This is a genomic window from Pseudomonas sp. 05N36, from assembly GCF_056397385.1.
Window position 1 is genome coordinate 86,034 of record NZ_JBFTNH010000001.1, and the last position, 18,880, is coordinate 104,913.

An 18,880-nucleotide genomic window follows, 5' to 3' on the forward strand; every position below is an offset into this window, starting at 1 on the left:
TTGCCCAAAGTATTGACTGATATCAATCTGAGATCTTTCAACGAAAGATCGGGCAATGCCGTTAAAGTTGAGGGCTGGGGACAACTTCGGGCGAACGGCAAACAAGGATTGCCCGTAGCAGCTGTCGAGCCTGCGAGGCTGCGTTCGACTGCAAAGCGGTCGTAAAATCAGGCAACGCGTTGTTTCAGGTAAACAACGTACGCAGGATTTACGAGGACTTCGTCCTCGAACGCAGCCTCGCAGGCTCGGCAGCTGCTACGAGAGTTTGAATCAGTTCAGGGCTGCACAGGTACCAGATGCAGCAGGACGTAATCGTTCTTGTCGAAGTTTCCGCTCAGCACCGGTTGCAGTGTCGCCAACCGGGAGCCTTTCAGGGCCTCGTAGTCGCTCTTGTCCATCACCAGCCAGGCAGGGCCTGTCAGGTTCTCGAGCTCTTGCACTGAAGAGGTGAACACCGGGAACAGGTCTTGCTCGACGTTGACCATGAACTTGATGGCCTTGGCGTCTTTACCCATGGCGTGCAGCACCACAGGCGCCGGGTCTTTCTGAATCAGCTCAACGACTGCGCGGCTGAACGTGCGGGTGTCGTAGAGCGTACGTTCCACCGGTTCAAACACCAGAATGTAGGTCGACCACAGCGCCAGTACGGCAGTGAACGCCAAGCCCACTGCACGCACGCGTGGCTTGAACAACAGCCCCAGTGCGATCACCTGCAACACGCCGAGAGCCACCATCATCGTCGTCCCCGAGGCGAGAGCCTCCGGAAAACGTCGCTTGGCGACCAGTAATCCGACGATCAGCAGACCAGGAATCAGTAGCCACAGGCCCTGCATCAGGCCGCGTAACCACTTGAATACCCGCCCCTGTGCGCCCTGAAACGGGTACGCAGCAACGATCGCGGCCATTGGCAGCATCGGTAGCATGTAACGGGCTTTTTTCGCCATCGGAATCGACAGGCCAATCATCACGATCAGCCCGGCAGCGGTGCACAAGGTCAGCAGACGCAACGCCGGTCCGCGATCCTTGCGGCCGACCAGCAACACAGCGGCCAGCACCACCACCGCCAACGGATACGCCAGCGCATAGTTACCCAGCGAGCTGCTGAAGTAATACAGCACGCCGCTCGCACCTTCACGGCCATCCATGCGTCCCATGAACTGCATGCGGATCACGTCTTGCACGAAGGTCGGACCGCCACTGACGTTCGCCAGCCACAACAGCAAACCAATACCGGCGGCCAGCAGCACCGCCGCCAGCAAGCCGACCGTGATCATCCGCCGCCATTGGCCGTTGAGCAGGTAATAACTGCACAAGACGCCAGTAGGCACCACCAGGCCAATCGGCCCGCGAATGGCAAAACCGAGCACCAGCAACGCGAGTATCAGCGGCAGCCGTCGTGGCGCCTGGAAGTGGTCGGCGGCATAACCCAGATAGAACACGGCGAAGGTCACGGCCGCGACCATCTGGTCGAGGGATACGGCGCGGGTTTCGGTGATGAAGGTGTTGCTCAGCATCATCAAGGCAATGCTGATCAGCGCCCAGGTTCTGGAGTAGGGCGCTACCAAGCGGTACATCAGCGTGACAATTGTCGCCGAGGCAATGGCACTGGGTAACCAGGCCGTCAACGCGTTTACCTGGCCAAAGGGCTGTGAAAGCAGCCAGGTAAAAAACGTCGAGGTGGCCCAGTAATCAGCGTAAGGCTGACCATAGGTGGTCGGGAAGAATCCCGGCCCATGGCGCAGCATTTCCTGGGCAAACAGTACAAACCGCGTGTCGAATCCGATCGCCGATTGCTGGTAGACCCCGGCGCAGAACAGCAACAGCGCCAGTAGCCCCAGACCTAACGATTGTTGACGGATCCCTGTCGATGGATATGCGTGCACGCGGCCTCCTGGGCTTAGACGGACGAAGCTGGCCACTGTTGCTGAGGGATTGGCAGGTTGCGCGACTCGCCACGACCCATCGGGAAGTACTTGAAGCCTTTGCGTGCCAGACGTTCGGCGTCGTACAGGTTGCGACCGTCGAAGATCACCGGAGCTTTGAGACGCTCTTCGATCAACTTGAAGTCCGGCGCCTTGAACTGTTGCCATTCGGTGCAAACGATCAACGCGTCTGCGCCAACCAGCGCGGACTCCGGTGTGCCCATCAGCGACAGGTTCGGTTGATCCGGGTACAGGCGTTGGGTTTCCTGCATGGCTTCAGGGTCGAATGCGCGTACGTGTGCGCCGGCAGCCCACAACGATTCCATCAGCACCCGGCTTGGAGCATCGCGCATGTCGTCGGTGTTGGGTTTGAACGCCAGGCCCCAGAGGGCGAAGGTCTTGCCTTTCAGCTCGCCTTTGTAGAACGCGTTGATGCGTTCGAACAGCTTGTGTTTCTGGCGCTGGTTGATGGCCTCGACCGCTTCCAGCAGGTCGCTGGAGCAATTGGCTTCCTGGGCGCTGTGGATCAGCGCGCGCATGTCTTTCGGGAAGCACGAACCGCCATAGCCGCAGCCAGGGTAGATGAAGTGGTAGCCGATGCGCTGGTCTGCACCGATGCCCATGCGCACGGCTTCGATATCCGCACCCAGGTGTTCGGCCAGTTCGGCGATCTGGTTGATAAAGCTGATTTTGGTCGCGAGCATGCAGTTGGCTGCGTACTTGGTCAGCTCGGCGCTGCGCAGGTCCATGAACATGATGCGGTCATGGTTGCGGTTGAAAGGGGCGTAGAGGTCGCGCATCACTTCACGGACTTCTTCACGCTCGCAACCGATGACGATGCGGTCAGGGCGGCGGCAGTCGCTGACGGCCGAGCCTTCCTTGAGGAATTCCGGGTTGGAGACGATATCGAACTCCAGGGTACGCCCGGCTTTTTTCAGCACGCCTTCAATGTGCGCGCGCAGGGTGTCGCCGGTGCCGACTGGAACAGTGGACTTTTCCACGAGAATCAGCGGCTCGACCCGATGGCGTGCAACGGCATCACCCACCGACAAGACATATTTCAGGTCGGCCGAGCCGTCCTCGTCCGACGGGGTGCCGACAGCGATGAACAGGACCTGACCGTGCTCGATGGCCATCTTCTCGTCGCTGGTGAAGTGCAGGCGCCCGCTCTMCAGGTTCTCCTTGACCATGCTCTCCAGCCCTGGTTCAAAGATAGTGACGTGGCCTTTCTGCAGCATCTTGATCTTGTTCTGATCGACGTCCATGCAGACGACATCATGGCCGACTTCAGCCAGGACAGTTGCCTGCACCAGACCGACATAACCGCTACCAATTACACTGATTTTCATGAGGCATTCCTGACTTCTGTGGCGCGAGCAGTTCGAGAGTTGATAGTGATGACACCGAGGATGACCAAGGCCACCCCGAGTGTTTTGGAAAGACTGAAATTTTCGTTGAACAGCGGCAGGCTGGCGGCCAATAGATACACCAGTGCATAGCTGATACTCAACAGCGAGTAGGCCCGGCCCAGCGGCAGATCGCGCAGAGCGGCGAGCCAGCACAGCATGGACAGGGCGTAAGCGCAGATCGACGCAAGGACCACGCCGATCGCGAGCAGGTCGATCGTGCCGTTACTCAGGGCCTGCAGCCACTGATCGGGTAGCGGCAAATGGCTCATGCTCCAGCGCATGCCCAACTGGGCGGCACTGACCAGCGCGACGCTGCCCATGGCAAAGCTGATTCCGCGACGAAGGCTCATGCGTGCCTCCCGAGCAGAACGACGCCGGCGATGATCAGCGCAACGCCGATCCAGTGACGGCGATCAATGGTTTCGTGGAAGACGAAGTGGGCGGCCAGGGTGATCAGCACAAAGTTGAGGCTGAGCATCGGGTAGGCGATACCGACTTCCAGGCGCTGCAACACCAGCAGCCATACCAGCAGGCCAAAGCCCAGGCATGCCAGCGCCAGCCACAACCACGGCGAGAGCAGTTTCTCGCCCCAGCCGGAGTCTTTGCCGCGCCAGCTTTCCACGGCGTATTTCTGGGCGATCTGGCCCATGCAGGTCAGCAGACAGGCGGACAACAGCAGAATCAGGGTCATGGCGCGCTCTGTGGAATGATCAGAATGACCATGTTGCCTTGCTCGTAACGCTTGCCATCCTTGGGCAGCAGGTCGAGTTCGTGGACTTCATCATCACCCTTGACGCGCATGACCACACCCACCGGGCCGGTCTTGCGGGCTTCGCTCATCCACTGTTGCACGTGTTCGGTATCGACCCGACGTGCCGCGGCGTCCGGGTAGTCCAGGCCGTATTTCACTTCGCCGATGGTGTTGTACAACGCCACTTCAGGGCGTTGCAGACGCCAGGCCAGCGCGGAGGCAGCGCCCAGGTCATTGCTCAGCAGGCTTTTGGTCTGGCTGAGTTCGTCAATGTGCTGGAGGACAAACTGGTCGGGCATTTTGTTGTAGACCACCGAGTGCGGCAATGCGGCCGGCAGGATGGCGATCAGCAGCCAGCTGCCGATTGCCGGCGCAGCCCATGCGCTCAATGGTCGAGCCACCAGCAACAGGTTGGACAGGATCCAGCCCATGAGCACGATGAATACCAGCACCAGGCTGTGCATTTCATCGACATATACGGGTTTTTTCAGTTGCAGGTAAACCATCGCCAGCAAGGTGGTCAGACCGATGACCAGGTTCAGCAGGCCGTTGATCTTGAACAGCCGGCTTTGTCCCAGGTTCAGTCGGTCAATCAGTGCATTGCCCATCAACAGTGCCAGGGGTAACAGGCACGGCAGGATGTAGGTCGGCAACTTGCCTTTGCTCAGGCTGAAAAACGCCAACGGCAGGACCAGCCACAGCAGCAGGAAACCGGTGCTGGCCTGACGTCTGGTTTGCCACGCTTGCTTGAGCGCCGACGGCAGGAACGCCACCCATGGCAGGCTGAACGCTACCAGCATCGGCAGGTAGAACCACCAGGGCGCTGCGTGCTGCGCGTCGTCACCGGCAAAGCGGCGAATGTGTTCATGCCAGAAGAAGAAACGCCAGTAATCGGGTTCCTGCGCATGCACGGCCAGGACCCACGGCAGGCTGACGACAATCGCGACCACGATCGCCATCGGGCCGTAGGCCAGCAGTTCACGCCAGCGTTTTTGCCAGATCATGTAGGGCAGGGCGATCAACACCGGCAGCAACCAGGCCAGGAAACCCTTGGTCAGGAAGCCCATGCCGCAGGCCAGACCCAGGGTTGCCCAACTCACCAGCCGTGCATTGCGGCTGCTGCTGTCCAGCGCAAACCACAAGGCTACCAGGCTCAGGTTGACCCAGAACGTGAATTGCGGGTCGAGGTTGGAATAGCCGCCTTGACCGGCGACCACGGCGAAACTCATGTAGAGCAATGCGCTGGCGATGCTTTTACGCGGATCGTTCCAGAGCCTGCGTGCGATCAGGTAGGTCAGCAGGATGCTCAAACCGGTCGCGAGAGCTGATGCAACGCGCACCCCGAACAGGTTCTCGCCGAATACGGCCTGGCCGATGGCGATCATCCAGTAACCGGCAATCGGTTTCTCGAAATAACGCAGGCCCATGAAATGCGGCGACACCCAGTTGCCACTCAGGAGCATTTCCTGACTGACCTGGGCGTAACGGGTTTCATCCGGAATCCACARACCATGCGTGCCCAGCGGCAACAGATAGACCAGACCGAAAGCGATAAGCAGTAACGGCAAAGCCCAGCGTTTGCTCATGCGCCTTGCACTCCCAACCATCCTTCTCGGCCTTCAAGGGCGCCACGTATTACGCGCCCCTGAGGCAGGGTTGTCGGTTGGGCGGGCAAGAGGTTACCCAGCGGCTGGAACTGGATGTCACGCTGACGCGCATCAACCAGCAGTTGACGGAAATCATTGGCCATCAGAATCCCTTCTACCTCCGCATGTATCGTATATACGTTCAGCTTCGAGGGGCTGAATCGGTCCAGAATGTATGAGTTGAACTCATTGGCTGCTACGACGGGACCCACCACTTCATCGAAGGTTGGCAAGTCGACCGGAATTTGTGGCGTGCCGAGGCTGCCGTCAGCCAGCCGAGGCTGGAACAGGCTTTGTCCACGACAGTCGCTGTTGTAACGAAAGCCAAAATGTTGCTTGGCTTCGATGACCCGCTCATCGGCACGCCAACCGGCGACCGCCGAACAGTCCACGCGCTGCCCGATGATATCGCTGAGGGTGTCTACGCCCCGGCGAATCTGTTCGATCAGCTCGGCGTCGCTCCAGCGCCCTGCGTTGGCTTGCCAGCCGTGGTGATCCCAGGCGTGCAAACCCACTTCATGGCCAGCCGCGAGGGTCTGGCGCATCAGGTGCCCCAGGTCACGGCCGATGGGCTTGCCTGGCCAGGCGGTGCCGGCCAGCAAGATGTCCCAGCCGTACAGACCTGCGGCATTGGAGCGGAGCATTTTCCAGAGGAACTGCGGACGGATGAGGCGCCATAAATGGCGCCCCATGTTGTCCGGACCAACGCTGAAAAAAAACGTCGCCTTGACTTGTGCTTCATCGAGCATCTCCAACAACCGGGGTACCCCCTCACGGGTACCTCGGTAGGTGTCGACATCGATCCGAAGACCTGCCTGCATCAGCGCTTGTCCGCGATTTCGAGCATGGCTTCGCGCAGGAAGAAGTCCAGCGTGTTACCGATGGTTTCGCTCATCTCGACAGTCGGCTCCCAGTTCAGCAGGCGCTTGGCGTTTTCGATGCTTGGCTTGCGGTGTTCCACGTCCTGGTAGCCAGCGCCGTAGAACGCCTTGCTCTCTACGTCGCGGAAACCGGCGAACGGAGGGAAGTTGGCGCGCAGTGGATGAGCTTCGAACTGACGCAGCAGTTCTTCGCCCAGCTGACGGATGCTGGCTTCGTTGTCCGGGTTGCCGATGTTGATGACCTGACCGTTGCACGCGTCATTCTCGTTATCAACGATACGGGCCAGGGCTTCGATGCCGTCGGCGATGTCAGTGAAGCAGCGCTTCTGCTCGCCGCCGTCGAACAGACGGATCGGGGTGCCTTCCACCAGGTTCAGGATCAGCTGGGTGATTGCACGGGAGCTGCCGATACGGGCCGAGTCCAGACGGTCCAGACGTGGGCCCATCCAGTTGAACGGACGGAACAGGGTGAAGTTCAGGCCTTTGGCGCCGTAGGCCCAGATCACGCGGTCCAGCAGTTGCTTGGAGACCGAGTAGATCCAGCGTTGCTTGTTGATCGGACCAACGATCAGGTTCGAGGTGTCTTCGTCGAAGTTCTTGTCCTGGCACATGCCGTAGACTTCGGAAGTCGACGGGAAGATCACGCGCTTGTTGTACTTCACGCAGTAGCGAACCAGTTTCAGGTTCTCTTCGAAGTCCAGTTCGAATACGCGCAGCGGGTTGCGGGTGTATTCGATTGGAGTGGCGATGGCCACCAGCGGCAGAACCACGTCGCACTTCTTGATGTGATATTCGATCCACTCGGAGTGGATGCTGATATCGCCTTCGACGAAGTGGAAGTTTGGATGGCTGCGCAGACGCTCGATAGCGTCGGAACCGATGTCCAGACCATAAACGTCGTACTTGTCGTCACGCAGCAGGCGCTCGGACAGGTGGTTACCGATGAAGCCGTTGACGCCGAGGATCAGTACGCGGGTACGACGCGGGGCACGGCCCGACTCGGCGCCACGCAGTACGGAACCGTCAACCAGGCCCAGCTCATTGGCCAGTTGCGGGCCGCTCAGGTACAGACCGCTTTCGTTACGCTGGCCGGAAGTGATAACCAGGGAGTCTTCGCCGCACGCGATACGCAGTGGATCAACGCTGATCACGCGGCCTGGAGCCAGACCTTCGTTGCCCTTGACGACTTCAGCGCTCCAGACAATCAGTTTGTGCTCGCCCACGGCGCAGAATGCACCCGGGTAAGGCTGGGTCACGGCGCGAACCAGGTTGAACAGCTCTTCAGCCGGTTTCTTCCAGACCAGTTTGCCGTCTGCTGCGGTACGACGACCGTAAACAGTGGCCTTGGATTCGTCCTGGGCGGTTTCGGTGATTTTGCCCTGAGCCAGCAATGGCAGGGTGTCACGCAGCAGGTTGGAAGCGGCTTCACGCAGCTTGCCGTGCAGGGTCAGTGCAGTGTCGGCACGCTCGATCGCGACGCGTTGCTGGGCAATGATTGCGCCAGCATCGGCACGCTTGACCATGCGGTGCAGGGTCACGCCGGTTTCGGTTTCACCGTTGACCAGTACCCAGTTCGCTGGAGCGCGGCCGCGGTAGGTTGGCAGCAACGAGCCGTGCAGGTTGAACGCGCCTTTGCGGGCGGTAGCCAGCAGTTGCTCGCCCAACAGGTTGCGGTAGTAGAACGAGAACAGGTAGTCCGGGTTCAGTTTGGCGATGCGCTCGATCCACAGTGGGTGGTTGACGTCTTCCGGTGCATGCACAGGAATGCCTTTGCGGGCGCACAGCTGAGCGACCGAGCCGTAGAAGGTGTTTTCCTTCGGATCGTCGGCGTGGGTGAACACGGCAGCAATCTCGAAACCTGCGTTTAGCAGTGCTTCGATACCTGCACAGCCAATATCGTGATAGGCGAAAACAACAGCTTTTGAACTCATGGCGAAACCTGATCAGTAGTGGTGGAAGGCAGACCGTCGACAGTGGCAACGGGAGCAGGACTAGCGGGTTTGTTACGTAGGATTTTTTCGATAAAGAACCGCGGGCGGGCGCGGACATCGCTGTACATGCGGCCCAGGTATTCACCCAGAAGGCCCATGCCGATGAATTGGCCACCGGTGAACACAAAGAGCACGGCGAACAGTACGAAGGTGCCACCACCCGCCCAGCTGGCGCCGAAGATCAGGCGCAGGAAGATCAGCAGGAAGGCAAACAGCATGCCCAGCGCCGCCAGGCTGAAGCCAATGATGCTCAGCAGTCGCAGCGGGGTAGTGGTCATGCAGGTCAGCAGGTCGAACATCAAGCTGATCAGGCGCATCGGGCTGTACTTCGACTCGCCATGCTCGCGCTCGGCGTGCTGCACCAGAATCTCGGTGGTGTGGCGGGCGAAGCTGTTGGCCAGGATCGGGATGAAGGTGCTGCGTTCACGGCAGGCCAGCATGGCGTCGACGATGGTGCGGCGGTAGGCGCGCAGCATGCAGCCGTAATCGCTCATGGCGACACCGGTGGAACGTTGCACGGCCAGGTTGATCAGTTTCGACGGCCAGCGGCGCAGGGCCGAGTCCTGGCGATTGTTGCGCACGGTGGCAACCACGTCGTAGCCCAGTTCGGCCTGTTCCACCAGACGGGGGATTTCTTCCGGCGGGTTCTGCAGGTCGGCGTCGAGGGTAATGACCACATCGCCTTTGCAATGCTCGAAACCGGCCATGATTGCCGCGTGCTGGCCATAGTTGCGATTGAGAATGACCGCGACGACCTGGCTGCCTTCGCGCTCGGCGGCTTCTTCGAGAATTTGCGCCGAATTGTCGCGGCTGCCGTCGTCGACCAGGACGATTTCGTACTCGTGTTTGAGTAGCTGACAGGCCGCTTCGGTCCGACGCAGCAATTCAGGCAGGCTTTCTTCTTCGTTGTAGACCGGGATAACGATCGACACGCAGTTAATTGGATATGGCTTCAAAGGCTTCAGTCCAGAATGTTTTCAATGGCGCCAACGACGCGTTCGACATCGTCGGTAGTCATGTCGGGGAACAGCGGGATCGAGCACAGTCGTGCCGAGTTCCATTCGGTGTTGGGCAAATGAATGCCCGGGAATCGCTGGCGGTAGTAAGTGTGCAGGTGGGTGGCCACAAAGTGAATACCCGTACCGATATTCTGTTCTTGCAGGGCCTTCATGAACGCCTCGCGATCCATCCCGCAACGCTCGGCGTCGATGCGCAGGATAAACAGGTGCCAGGCGTGTTGTTGCGGGTAGGTCGGCACACTCAGCGGTTGTACCGGCAGGCCTTCGAGGCGTTGCAGGTAGGTCTGCGCCAATGCTGTGCGCTTGGCGTTGATCTCGTCGAGGCGCTGCAGCTGCACCAGTGCAATGGCCGCGTTGATGTCGGCCAGGTTGTACTTGAAGCCAGGCTCGATGACCATGGCCTGAGGTTTGCGGCCGTGGGTCAGGCGATCATAAGCGTCTACGCCGAGGCCGTGAAACTTGAGCATGCGCACTCGATCGGCCAGCGCCTGATTGTCGCTGACGAACATTGCGCCTTCGGCGCAGGTCATGTTCTTGATCGCGTGGAACGAGAAGATCGCGGTGCCCTGGGCGCCAATGGCGCGGCCACGGTAACGGGTACCGGCAGCATGGGCGGCGTCTTCGATGACGGCGATGCCATGTTTGTCTGCCAGCGCATAGAGCGGGTCGAGATCGAACGCGGCACCGGCGTAGTGCACCGGAATGATCGCTTTGGTGCGTGGAGTAATGGCGGCTTCGATGGCCTGGACATCGGTCATCAGGGTGTCACGGTCGACGTCGACAAATACCGGGGTAGCGCCCAGCAGGCAGATCATGTTGGCGGTCGAGACCCAGGTCTGCGACGGCGTGATCACTTCATCGCCAGGGCCGATGCCTAGCGCCAGCAGCGTGATGTGCATGCCGCCGGTGGCTGAAGACAGCGCCACGGCGTGCTTGCAGCCTGTGTACTGTGCGAATTGCTCCTCCAGCTCCTGGTTTTTCGGCCCGGTGGTGATCCAGCCGGAGCGCAATACCTGCTCGACGGCGGCGATTTCTTCATCACCGATGCTTGGGCGAGAGAAGGGGAGAAAAGCCTGATTCATGTGGACCTCGGGTTTGGATATGTCAACAGGCCTGGAAGGCGGCAAATCAGCGGTCACAACCTGCGAATCAGCTCGAAGCGGTGCTTCGAAGCGTCGTCCGTGACAGCGTAGACGAAAAAATGAAAAGTATATCAATCAGTTAACCAATCTTTTAGGAAAAGTGCACTAATTGACTTTTATTTTGTCGTTCGGCGGTTTGAGCGACCCAAAGGCATCGCTCCGGATGCGCAGAGGGTAATCTCGAAAATGTGAAAGGGACATGAAAAACCGGTGTCGAGAATGTTTAACTGTAACCTTTACAGCGAATGTTCAGGGTTTTTCAACGCTTACAGTCCTTTCTGACGGCTATCGCCATTTTTCAGGCGCCGCGAAGAAAACCACTACTTAGCCCGCACATCACTGAAAATGATAGCAAAGAGGTCGTCAAGACTACTGCAACCCGAGCCTGCGTCAAGCGCCAAGCGCCAAGCTATGGCGTCGTAACCGCCTGGCGGCGAACAGGCTGAGTCAACACGTGCGCGCTACCCAGGGTCGAAATGTGTACCAGGCTGCCAGCGGCTGGCGCATGCACCCCGGAACTGCGAACCAGTAACGAGCGGCTCGCCGACTGTTCATTCGTAGCAGGTGAGGGGGCCTTCAGGTCTACCGTCAAGGTGCAGGTATTGCCGCCAAAGTCGCGATCGGTCACCACCCCGATGCAGCCATCCACCTGTTCCAGGTCGGCCGGCTGACTGGAAATCTCCAACTGCTCGGGTCGCAACATGATCTGCGCTGCGCCGTTTGGCGAGGTGCTGCTGACTTGAACCCGGCCCAGGTCGCAGATCGCGTAGCCATTCTCGATCAGCGCCGGCATGACCACGGCATCCCCGAGGAACAGCGCGGTTTCTTCATCCTGAGGATGCAGGTACAGATCCATCGGTTGCCCGGTCTGCACCAGTCGGCCCTGACGCATCACGGCCAGTTGATCGGCAAATGACAACGCCTCGGACTGATCATGGGTAACCAGGATGGTGGTCACGCCGGTGTCTGAGAGAAGTTTGGCAACCATCTTGCGCATGGACGCCCGCAGGCCGGTGTCCAGTGCTGAAAAGGGTTCATCGAGCAGCATCAGCCGAGGCCGTTGCGCCAAGGCCCGGGCCAGGGCGACCCGTTGCTGCTGACCGCCGGAAAGCTCGTGCGGCCAGCGCTGGCTCATGCGTGAATCCAGCGACACCATGTCCATCAACTCGGCGACGCGTTCTTGTTTCAAGGCGGCATCACCCGACAGTCCAAAGGCAATGTTGCCGGCCACCGTCATGTGTGGGAACAGTGCACCGTCCTGGGGCACATAACCAATCATGCGCTGATGCGCGGGGACTTCGGTCGAGCCGTCGACCAGTGTCTGGCCGTTGAGCGAGATACTGCCCGAATCGGGGAACTCGAACCCGGCAATCATTCGCAGCAAGGTGGTCTTGCCCGAGCCGGAAGGGCCGACGATGGCCGTGCGGCTGCCCGCAGGCACCGACAGGCTGACGTTGTCCAGGGCAGGCAGGGCACCGAAGGTTTTGTAGATGGAGTTCAGTTCGAGAGCGTTCATCGGCCTGCCGTGCGTTTGGATTGATGATAGAGAAGCGCGGTCAACGGAAGCGACAGCAAAATCATGATCAGCGCGTAAGGTGCCGCTGCGGCATAGTCGATTTCGCTGGTCATGGCCCAAAAACCGGTGGCCAGGGTGCGGGTGCCACTTGGCGAGAGCAGCAGGGTCGCGGTCAGTTCATTGGTGATTGCCAGAAACACCAGCGCTGCGCCGGCGGCTGCCCCCGGTGCGGCCAGGCGCATGGTAATAAGCCAGAGCGCCTGGCTCGGCGAACGGCCCAGGCTGCGGGCGATATTTTCCAGCTCTACCGGTGCCTGGGCAATACCGGCGCGCAAACTGACCAGCGCGCGTGGCAAGAACATCAGCAGGTACGCCAGCAGCACCGTGATGGTGGTCTGGTAAATCGGCCGGGCGAAGCTGATGGTGACGGTCACCAGCGCCAGCGCCACGACGATTCCCGGCAATGAACTGGTGATGTAGTTGCAGCTTTCCAGGATGCGATGCAGGCGCCCCGGCGAACGTATCGACAACCAGGCCACCGGTACGGCTGCGCAGGTGGTGATCAGCGCGCCGACACTGGCCAGTACGAGGGTCTGTTTCAATGCCGGGAGAATTTCCGCCATGCGCCAGACGTCCGCGCCACCGGCGATCAACCATTGGGCCAGGGTAATCAGCGGCACACCGAGGGCCAGCACGCTGGTGATGATTGGCAACAACAGTGCGGCGGCTTTGGTGTTGCGTGTCAGCCGCTGGGTGCGTTGCAGGCGCGCACTGCCGGAACCGACTCGTGCGTAACGGGCGTGGCCTCGGGAGGCGGACTCGGCGGTCAGCATCAACAGGCAGCACAGCGCCAGGACCCCGGCCAGCATGTTCGCCGCCGGGCCGTTGAAGCTCGACTGGAACTGGTCGAAGATCGCTGTGGTGAAGGTGTCGAAGCGAATCATCGCGTACAGGCCGTATTCAGCCAGCAAGTGCAACCCGACCAGCAAGGAACCGCCACAGATGGCCAGGCGCAGTTGCGGCAGCACCACCCGGAAAAACACTGCCCAGGGCTTCAGGCCCAGCGATTCGGAGACATCTTCGATGGCCGGGTCAAGGCGCCGCAGGGTGGCGGCGATGGGCAGATAGAGGAACGGGAAGTAGGCGATGACCGAAACCAGTACCCCGGCAAACAACCCGTGAATCGGTGGTACCAGGCTGACCCAGGCATAACTGTGGACAAAGGCCGGCACCGCGATCGGCGCCGTTGCCAGCACCGACCAGAGGCGGCGGCCCGGCAAGTCGGTGCGTTCGGTCAACCAGGCGAGTGCCACGCCAAGCGCGATACATAAAGGAATCGTGATCACCACCAGTAGAACGGTGTTGATCAAAAGTTCGGCCACTCGAGGCCTGAAGACCAGCTCGGCGATAGTCGCCCAGCCGGTCTTGATGGAAATGCCGATGACAAACGCCAACGGCAGCAGGGCCAGCAACGACACCAGAATGGATATGGCCACCACCCACGAGCCGCTACGCCTCCCGGAGGCGCGGCGAGGGTGTTGACGAGGGTGGGCCAGAGTCGTCAGTTGGGCGACTTTACTAGCTTCTGGCAGCGCGACTGGCTTGGACATCGGATTACAACAACCCCGCCTGAGTCATCAGCTCGACAACCTTTTTGCTGTTGAGTCTGGAGGCATCGACCACAGGCGCGTCAAGTTGCGCCAGCGGCACCAGTTTCGGGTTCGACTCGGCTTTCTGGCCGACGGCGTATTCAAACGAGTTACCGTTTTTCAGAATGGCCTGGCCTTCTTTACCGGTGATCCACTTCAGGAACGCCTGAGCTTCTTCCTGGTGTTTGCTGGATGCCAGGACAGCGCCACCGGAGAGGCTGACAAACGCGCCCGGATCTTTGTGCTTGAAGTAGTGCAGCGAGGTGTTCTTGCTGTTCTCGCCGGTTTTGCTCTGGTCGACGAAACTGTAGTAGTGATAGATCACGCCGCCTTCAATCTGGCCGGCATTCACTGCTTTAAGTACAGCGCTGTTGCCACGGTAGGCGGTGGCGTTGGCTTTCATGCCCTTCAACCATTCCAGGGTGGCGGCTTCGCCCTTGAGTTCCAGTACGGCAGCGACGATTGCCTGGAAATCGGCGCCGGCAGGCGAACCGGCCCAACGACCTTTCCAGCTTGGGGACGCCAGGTCCATCAGCGACTTGGGCAGGTCGGCTTCGGCCAGTTTGCTTTTGTTGTAGACAAACACGGTCGAACGAGCAGCGATCCCCACCCATTTGCCATGGGCCGGACGGTAGGCCGAACCGGTTTGTTCCAGGGTCGACGGCGCAACAGGGGTAAACAGCCCGGCGTTATCCACCAGTACCATGGCCGGGGAGTTCTCGGTCAGGAACACGTCTGCCGGGGAGGCCGCACCTTCTTGCACGAGCTGATTGCCCATCTCGCTGTCATCGCCGTTGCGCAGCGTGACCTTGATCCCTGTTTCACGGGTAAAACCTTCGACCCAGGCTTTGGTCAGCGTCTCATGTTGAGCGTTGTAGACCACGATGCCGTCGCTGCTTGGCGCAGCAAAGACATGGCCAGCCCCCATAAGAGCGGTAGCGAGCAGCGCGGTTTTCAGAAACGAAGGGCGACGGTGATTCATGTTGTTAGCAGCTCCTGCAGTTTTATTGAGAATCAGGTGGGCGAGCCTGTCGTTCGCTTCCCGCTATCCCTGCAGCTCGCCCCGAACAATGCGAATCATTCGCATAGATTTTGGTGGCGGCAATGTAGTGCGGGATATGTGAAAAAAACGTCAAATCAGTCGTTAATCAATGTCGTTTGTATTTAGATTGAGGCGCTGAGGAGGGAGTTTGAAGGACAGAGCGGTTTGAATTCAAACACTATCGTCGATGAGGCCCACTGATTTCATGTGAGCGGTGCTGGAAAGGAAGGATCGAGAGGCCCGTTGGGCCTCTCGATGCTTTGTTATTGGGCGGGGGCGTTGGGGATGAAGGCGACGCTGGCGTCCGAGCGCGGATGCAGCAGCCGTTCACCGTTGTCTGGTTGCGTGACGACGGCCTGATGGTCGGCAGTCAAGTAGTTCAACGGCAGCTGATCGCCACGTTTGTAGTGCGCCACGATGATGGTGCGCTGCGGATCCCAGTGCTGGCCGCTGGTTTTATCCAGCCATGCCATGAACTGCGCGGTGGTGCCTTCACGGGGGAAGTCCTGGGTATCAGGCACGTAGTAGAACGGTGCACCGCCGTTTTGCAGGTACATCGGGACTTTGTTGTCGACCTCGACCATCACCATCCGCCATTGATTCCACGGGGCGATCAGGCTGGCTTGAGCCTTGACGTCCTTGCCAAACTGCATGACGCCGCCACCCGTGTTGCTCCAGGGCACGATAATCCCGAGGATCAGCAACAGCAGGGCCGTCGTGACGCCAAAGCCGATCTTCAGGCCGCGTCCTTCGGTTTTGCCGGCAGCGCGTCGTTCTTCCATGCGGCGGGTGACCCACCAGGCCGCCAACAGTTGGGCAAACGGCACCAGCGGCAAGACGTAGTAACTGCGTCGGCTACCGCTGGCGGTGAAGAACAGGAACAGCAAGCCCAGACCCCAGATCAACCAACGGGCATTGGGTTCGAGCGTGCGCCAGTTACGAGCCGCGACCCACAGCCCAAGCACCCAGTACGGGGCCCACGGCAGGGTATAAACCGGCAAGTAGATCAGGTAGGTGTAAATGGGCCCGATGTGGTCGAACGGCTGGAAAAACCGCACCACGTTTTCCCGGAAGACCAGTCCCAGGCCATTTTCGGCGGAGGTGGGGGCGCCGTAGATATTCGACAACACGAACGGCACTGCGTAGACCAGACCGCCGACCAGTAGGGCGACGCACAGGCGCAGGTTGAGGTGACGTTTCCAGCGGCCGTCCTGCAGCAGATGGGGCAGCAGCACCAGGCCGGGCAGGATGAAACCGATCAGGCCTTTGAACAGCGAGGTCACCGACAGCAGCAGGAAGAACACGCAGTAGCGACCGAGTCGAGTGTCGTCCGGCCCGCGCCAATACCACCAGATCGCTGCCAGCACACCGCATACGGTCAGAATGTCAGCCGTTGCGACCCTGGCCCAGAAGACGAAATAGAAGGTGGTTGCCAGCATCCAGCCGGCGATCAGGCCGGTGCCTTTGCGAAATAGCTGCTCGCCGATCAGGTAGACCAGCCAGACACTGAGCCAGGCTGAAATCACCGAAGTCAGGCGCAAGGACCAGTGGCCAAGGCCGCCGGTGAACCAGGTGGTGGCGGTAATCAACCAGTAGGAGGGCAACGGCTTGTCGTAATAGGAGCCGCCCATGAGGTATGGGTCGAAGTAGTTACCGCTTTGCAGCATCTGTAGCGTGATATTGGCCCAACGGGTTTCCGGGCCCCAAAGTTCTCGAGTACCCAGTCCCAATAACAGGAGTAGCGCTGAAACCCCAAGCAGGATCAGCAGCGCGCGTGTTTCCGTTTCCCGCGACTTCATGTGGTATTTCCCTTCGGTCTTGACCGCCAGCTGCAGGATTGCGCCGTGCCGTTGAACGCCACAACCTGCGCGCCGGGTCAGAAAATGCAGATCATCTACTTGCCGGGTGACGATTTGCACATCATCACCCGGTAAACCCGCTCATCAGGAGTCTTCAGGGCAGTTTCGGGAAAATCAGGATCTCCAGTTCGCCCCGTTTGTAGTGCTTGCCATCGATCGGCAGCAGCAAGACTTCCTGCTCTTCCAGCGCATTTTTCACCCGCATGACCACGCCCACCGAACCCTTTTTACGGGCTTCGGTCATCCACTGCTGGACACTGTCCATGTCGACTTTGCGGTGTGCGGCCTCAGGGAAATCGGTACCGTACTTCAACTCACCCACCGTGTTGTACAGATCAACCTGGGGGCGTTTCAGGCGCCAGGACAATGCCGAAGCCGCGCCCAGATCGTTACTCAGCAGCGAGCTGGTTTCGCTCAATTCCTGAACATGCTCGGCGATGAACTGGTCAGGCATCTTGCTGTTGACGATGACGGCGGGCATGGCGGCTGGCAGCAGGGCGACCAGTAGCCAGATTCCCAGCGCCGGAGTGGCCCAATAGACCAGTGGCCGAAGCGCTTGCAGGGCATTGGCGATGATCCAGCCGGCCAGCACGATGAAGCCCAGCGACAGGGTGAACATCTCGGTGTTTTCAAAGATTGGCCTGCTGATCTGCAGATAGATCAGGACAATCAGGGCAATCGTCGCGATCGCTACGTTGATCAGGCCGTTGATACGAATCGCCCGGCCACGGGCCTCGCTCACCAGATCGATCAGTGTGCTGGCCATCAGCAAGGCCAGCGGCAGCAGGCACGGCATGATGTAGGTTGGCAGCTTGCCTTTGCTCAGGCTGAAAAATACCAGCGGCAGGAGCATCCACAGCAGCAGGAAACCGGTGGTGTTCTGAGTCTTGTTTTTCCAGGCTTGAGCCAGTGTCGAGGGCAACAGGGCGGCCCACGGCAGGCTCGAAACCACCATGATTGGCAGGAAGAACCACCACGGCCGGGTGTGCTGGGCATCTTCGGCGGCGAACCGGCGAATGTGTTCGTGCCAGAAGAAGAACCGCCAGAAATCCGGTTCGTGACTATTGATCGCCAGCACCCACGGCAGGCTGACGACGATGGCGACGACCAGCGCTACCGGGCCATAACGCAGCAATTCACCAAAGCGCTTTTGCCAGATCATGTAAGGCAGTGCGATCAACACCGGCAACAGCCAGGCCAGGAAGCCCTTGGTCAGGAAACCCATGCCGCAGGCGAAGCCGAGCAGCGCCCAGGCCCCGAGTTTACTGCGTGGGGTTTTGTTATCCAGGGCAAACCACAGGGCAACCAGGCTCAGGTTGACCCAGAAGGTGAACTGCGGATCGAGGTTGGAGTAGCCAGCCTGGCCGGCGATCAGGCCGAAGCTCATATAAAGCAGGGCGGCAGCGAAACTCTTGCGCGGATCATTCCACAGGCGACGGGCGATCAGATACGCCAACCACACGCTCAGGCCGGTGGCGACTGCCGAGGCAATACGCACGCCAAACAGGTTCTCGCCGAAGATCGCCTGACCGATGGCAATCATCCAGTAACCGGCAATGGGCTTCTCGAAGTAGCGAAAGCCCATGAAATGCGGAGACACCCAGTCACCGCTCAGCAACATCTCCTGGCTGATCTGCGCGTAGCGAGGCTCGTCAGGAATCCATAACCCGTGGCCAACCATCGGCAACAGGTAGAACAGGCCGAAGGCCAACAACAGGCAGGGTAGAGCCCAGCGCTTGATCATTTGACTCGTGCTCCCTGCGACTTCATTCGACAGTTCGGGTTGCTGCGTGAGCAATCAGTAAAGTGATGCGTGACGAGTATTGTTTTTCGCTTCATGGGACGGCCTTGATACCGGAAGACGTTGCTCGGTTTTGGGTGTTTTGGTTACGACGTTCGATGCTGCCCGCTCTTCTTCAACAAAGACGCGTGCAGGGGCGCAGGCATCGCTGTGGCGAGCCGGCCGTATTACTCGGCAAAAGGATAAAGTCGACGCATGACATTCCTGGGCCTCCTGGCAGCGGACTGGACGAATGTAGGTGGGTGAGCCGCT

General features: G+C 59.7%; 14 protein-coding genes. All 14 read right to left on the reverse strand.

The window, feature by feature from the left end:
- Positions 1 to 275: 275 nt before the first annotated feature.
- The 14 genes from AC1DIH_RS00440 to arnT (AC1DIH_RS00505) all read right to left on the reverse strand — a co-directional run bounded on the left by AC1DIH_RS00440 (position 276) and on the right by arnT (AC1DIH_RS00505) (position 18,571).
- Positions 276 to 1,883: an ArnT family glycosyltransferase gene (locus AC1DIH_RS00440; protein ID WP_477770182.1), complete on the reverse strand. Its 1,608-nt coding sequence runs from the start codon at positions 1,881 to 1,883 to the stop codon at positions 276 to 278.
- 14 nt (positions 1,884 to 1,897) lie between these two features.
- The gene (locus AC1DIH_RS00445; RefSeq protein WP_477770183.1) at positions 1,898 to 3,271 is read right to left on the reverse strand and encodes a UDP-glucose dehydrogenase family protein; all 1,374 of its coding nucleotides are present in this window, start codon (positions 3,269 to 3,271) and stop codon (positions 1,898 to 1,900) included.
- Positions 3,268 to 3,681, reverse strand: coding sequence for a 4-amino-4-deoxy-L-arabinose-phosphoundecaprenol flippase subunit ArnF (gene arnF, locus AC1DIH_RS00450; protein WP_477766921.1), 414 nt, complete (start codon positions 3,679 to 3,681; stop codon positions 3,268 to 3,270). The genes AC1DIH_RS00445 and arnF overlap by 4 nt, the downstream gene beginning before the upstream one ends.
- Complete coding sequence (arnE, locus tag AC1DIH_RS00455; protein WP_427527867.1) at positions 3,678 to 4,022, reverse strand: 4-amino-4-deoxy-L-arabinose-phosphoundecaprenol flippase subunit ArnE; 345 nt, start codon at positions 4,020 to 4,022, stop codon at positions 3,678 to 3,680. The genes arnF and arnE overlap by 4 nt, the downstream gene beginning before the upstream one ends.
- On the reverse strand, positions 4,019 to 5,668 hold the full coding sequence (gene arnT, locus AC1DIH_RS00460) for a lipid IV(A) 4-amino-4-deoxy-L-arabinosyltransferase (protein WP_477770184.1): 1,650 nt from the start codon (positions 5,666 to 5,668) through the stop codon (positions 4,019 to 4,021). Before arnT (AC1DIH_RS00460) ends, arnE begins: the two co-directional genes overlap by 4 nt.
- Positions 5,665 to 6,549: a 4-deoxy-4-formamido-L-arabinose-phosphoundecaprenol deformylase gene (arnD, locus tag AC1DIH_RS00465; protein WP_477770185.1), complete on the reverse strand. Its 885-nt coding sequence runs from the start codon at positions 6,547 to 6,549 to the stop codon at positions 5,665 to 5,667. Before arnD ends, arnT (AC1DIH_RS00460) begins: the two co-directional genes overlap by 4 nt.
- Entirely contained in the window at positions 6,549 to 8,540 is a 1,992-nt protein-coding gene (arnA, locus tag AC1DIH_RS00470; RefSeq protein WP_427527861.1) for a bifunctional UDP-4-amino-4-deoxy-L-arabinose formyltransferase/UDP-glucuronic acid oxidase ArnA, read from the reverse strand. The genes arnD and arnA overlap by 1 nt, the downstream gene beginning before the upstream one ends.
- Complete coding sequence (gene arnC, locus AC1DIH_RS00475) at positions 8,537 to 9,556, reverse strand: undecaprenyl-phosphate 4-deoxy-4-formamido-L-arabinose transferase (protein WP_054597464.1); 1,020 nt, start codon at positions 9,554 to 9,556, stop codon at positions 8,537 to 8,539. Before arnC ends, arnA begins: the two co-directional genes overlap by 4 nt.
- Positions 9,557 to 9,561: 5 nt before the next feature.
- On the reverse strand, positions 9,562 to 10,701 hold the full coding sequence (gene arnB, locus AC1DIH_RS00480) for a UDP-4-amino-4-deoxy-L-arabinose aminotransferase (RefSeq protein ID WP_477770186.1): 1,140 nt from the start codon (positions 10,699 to 10,701) through the stop codon (positions 9,562 to 9,564).
- Positions 10,702 to 11,170: 469 nt separating this feature from the next.
- Entirely contained in the window at positions 11,171 to 12,277 is a 1,107-nt protein-coding gene (locus AC1DIH_RS00485) for an ABC transporter ATP-binding protein (RefSeq protein ID WP_477770187.1), read from the reverse strand.
- Positions 12,274 to 13,887, reverse strand: coding sequence for an ABC transporter permease (locus tag AC1DIH_RS00490; protein WP_477770188.1), 1,614 nt, complete (start codon positions 13,885 to 13,887; stop codon positions 12,274 to 12,276). Before AC1DIH_RS00490 ends, AC1DIH_RS00485 begins: the two co-directional genes overlap by 4 nt.
- Before the next feature lie 4 nt (positions 13,888 to 13,891).
- Complete coding sequence (locus AC1DIH_RS00495; protein ID WP_477770189.1) at positions 13,892 to 14,908, reverse strand: iron ABC transporter substrate-binding protein; 1,017 nt, start codon at positions 14,906 to 14,908, stop codon at positions 13,892 to 13,894.
- Between the two features lie 323 nt (positions 14,909 to 15,231).
- Positions 15,232 to 16,767, reverse strand: a complete 1,536-nt coding sequence (locus tag AC1DIH_RS00500; RefSeq protein WP_477770190.1) for an ArnT family glycosyltransferase — start codon at positions 16,765 to 16,767, stop codon at positions 15,232 to 15,234.
- Between the two features lie 154 nt (positions 16,768 to 16,921).
- Positions 16,922 to 18,571, reverse strand: a complete 1,650-nt coding sequence (gene arnT / locus AC1DIH_RS00505; RefSeq protein ID WP_477770191.1) for a lipid IV(A) 4-amino-4-deoxy-L-arabinosyltransferase — start codon at positions 18,569 to 18,571, stop codon at positions 16,922 to 16,924.
- Positions 18,572 to 18,880: the final 309 nt, after the last annotated feature.

Excerpts from the sequence above, each read along its gene's own strand:
- arnF (WP_477766921.1), bottom strand. The coding sequence starts at position 3,681 with ATGAGCCTTCGTCGCGGAATCAGCTTTGCCATGGGCAGCGTCGCGCTG.
- arnE (WP_427527867.1), bottom strand. The coding sequence starts at position 4,022 with ATGACCCTGATTCTGCTGTTGTCCGCCTGTCTGCTGACCTGCATGGGC.
- arnD (WP_477770185.1), bottom strand. The coding sequence starts at position 6,549 with ATGCAGGCAGGTCTTCGGATCGATGTCGACACCTACCGAGGTACCCGT.
- arnA (WP_427527861.1), bottom strand. The coding sequence starts at position 8,540 with ATGAGTTCAAAAGCTGTTGTTTTCGCCTATCACGATATTGGCTGTGCA.
- arnB (WP_477770186.1), bottom strand. The coding sequence starts at position 10,701 with ATGAATCAGGCTTTTCTCCCCTTCTCTCGCCCAAGCATCGGTGATGAA.
- AC1DIH_RS00485 (WP_477770187.1), bottom strand. The coding sequence starts at position 12,277 with ATGAACGCTCTCGAACTGAACTCCATCTACAAAACCTTCGGTGCCCTG.
- AC1DIH_RS00490 (WP_477770188.1), bottom strand. The coding sequence starts at position 13,887 with ATGTCCAAGCCAGTCGCGCTGCCAGAAGCTAGTAAAGTCGCCCAACTG.
- AC1DIH_RS00495 (WP_477770189.1), bottom strand. The coding sequence starts at position 14,908 with ATGAATCACCGTCGCCCTTCGTTTCTGAAAACCGCGCTGCTCGCTACC.
- AC1DIH_RS00500 (WP_477770190.1), bottom strand. The coding sequence starts at position 16,767 with ATGAAGTCGCGGGAAACGGAAACACGCGCGCTGCTGATCCTGCTTGGG.
- arnT (WP_477770191.1), bottom strand. The coding sequence starts at position 18,571 with ATGATCAAGCGCTGGGCTCTACCCTGCCTGTTGTTGGCCTTCGGCCTG.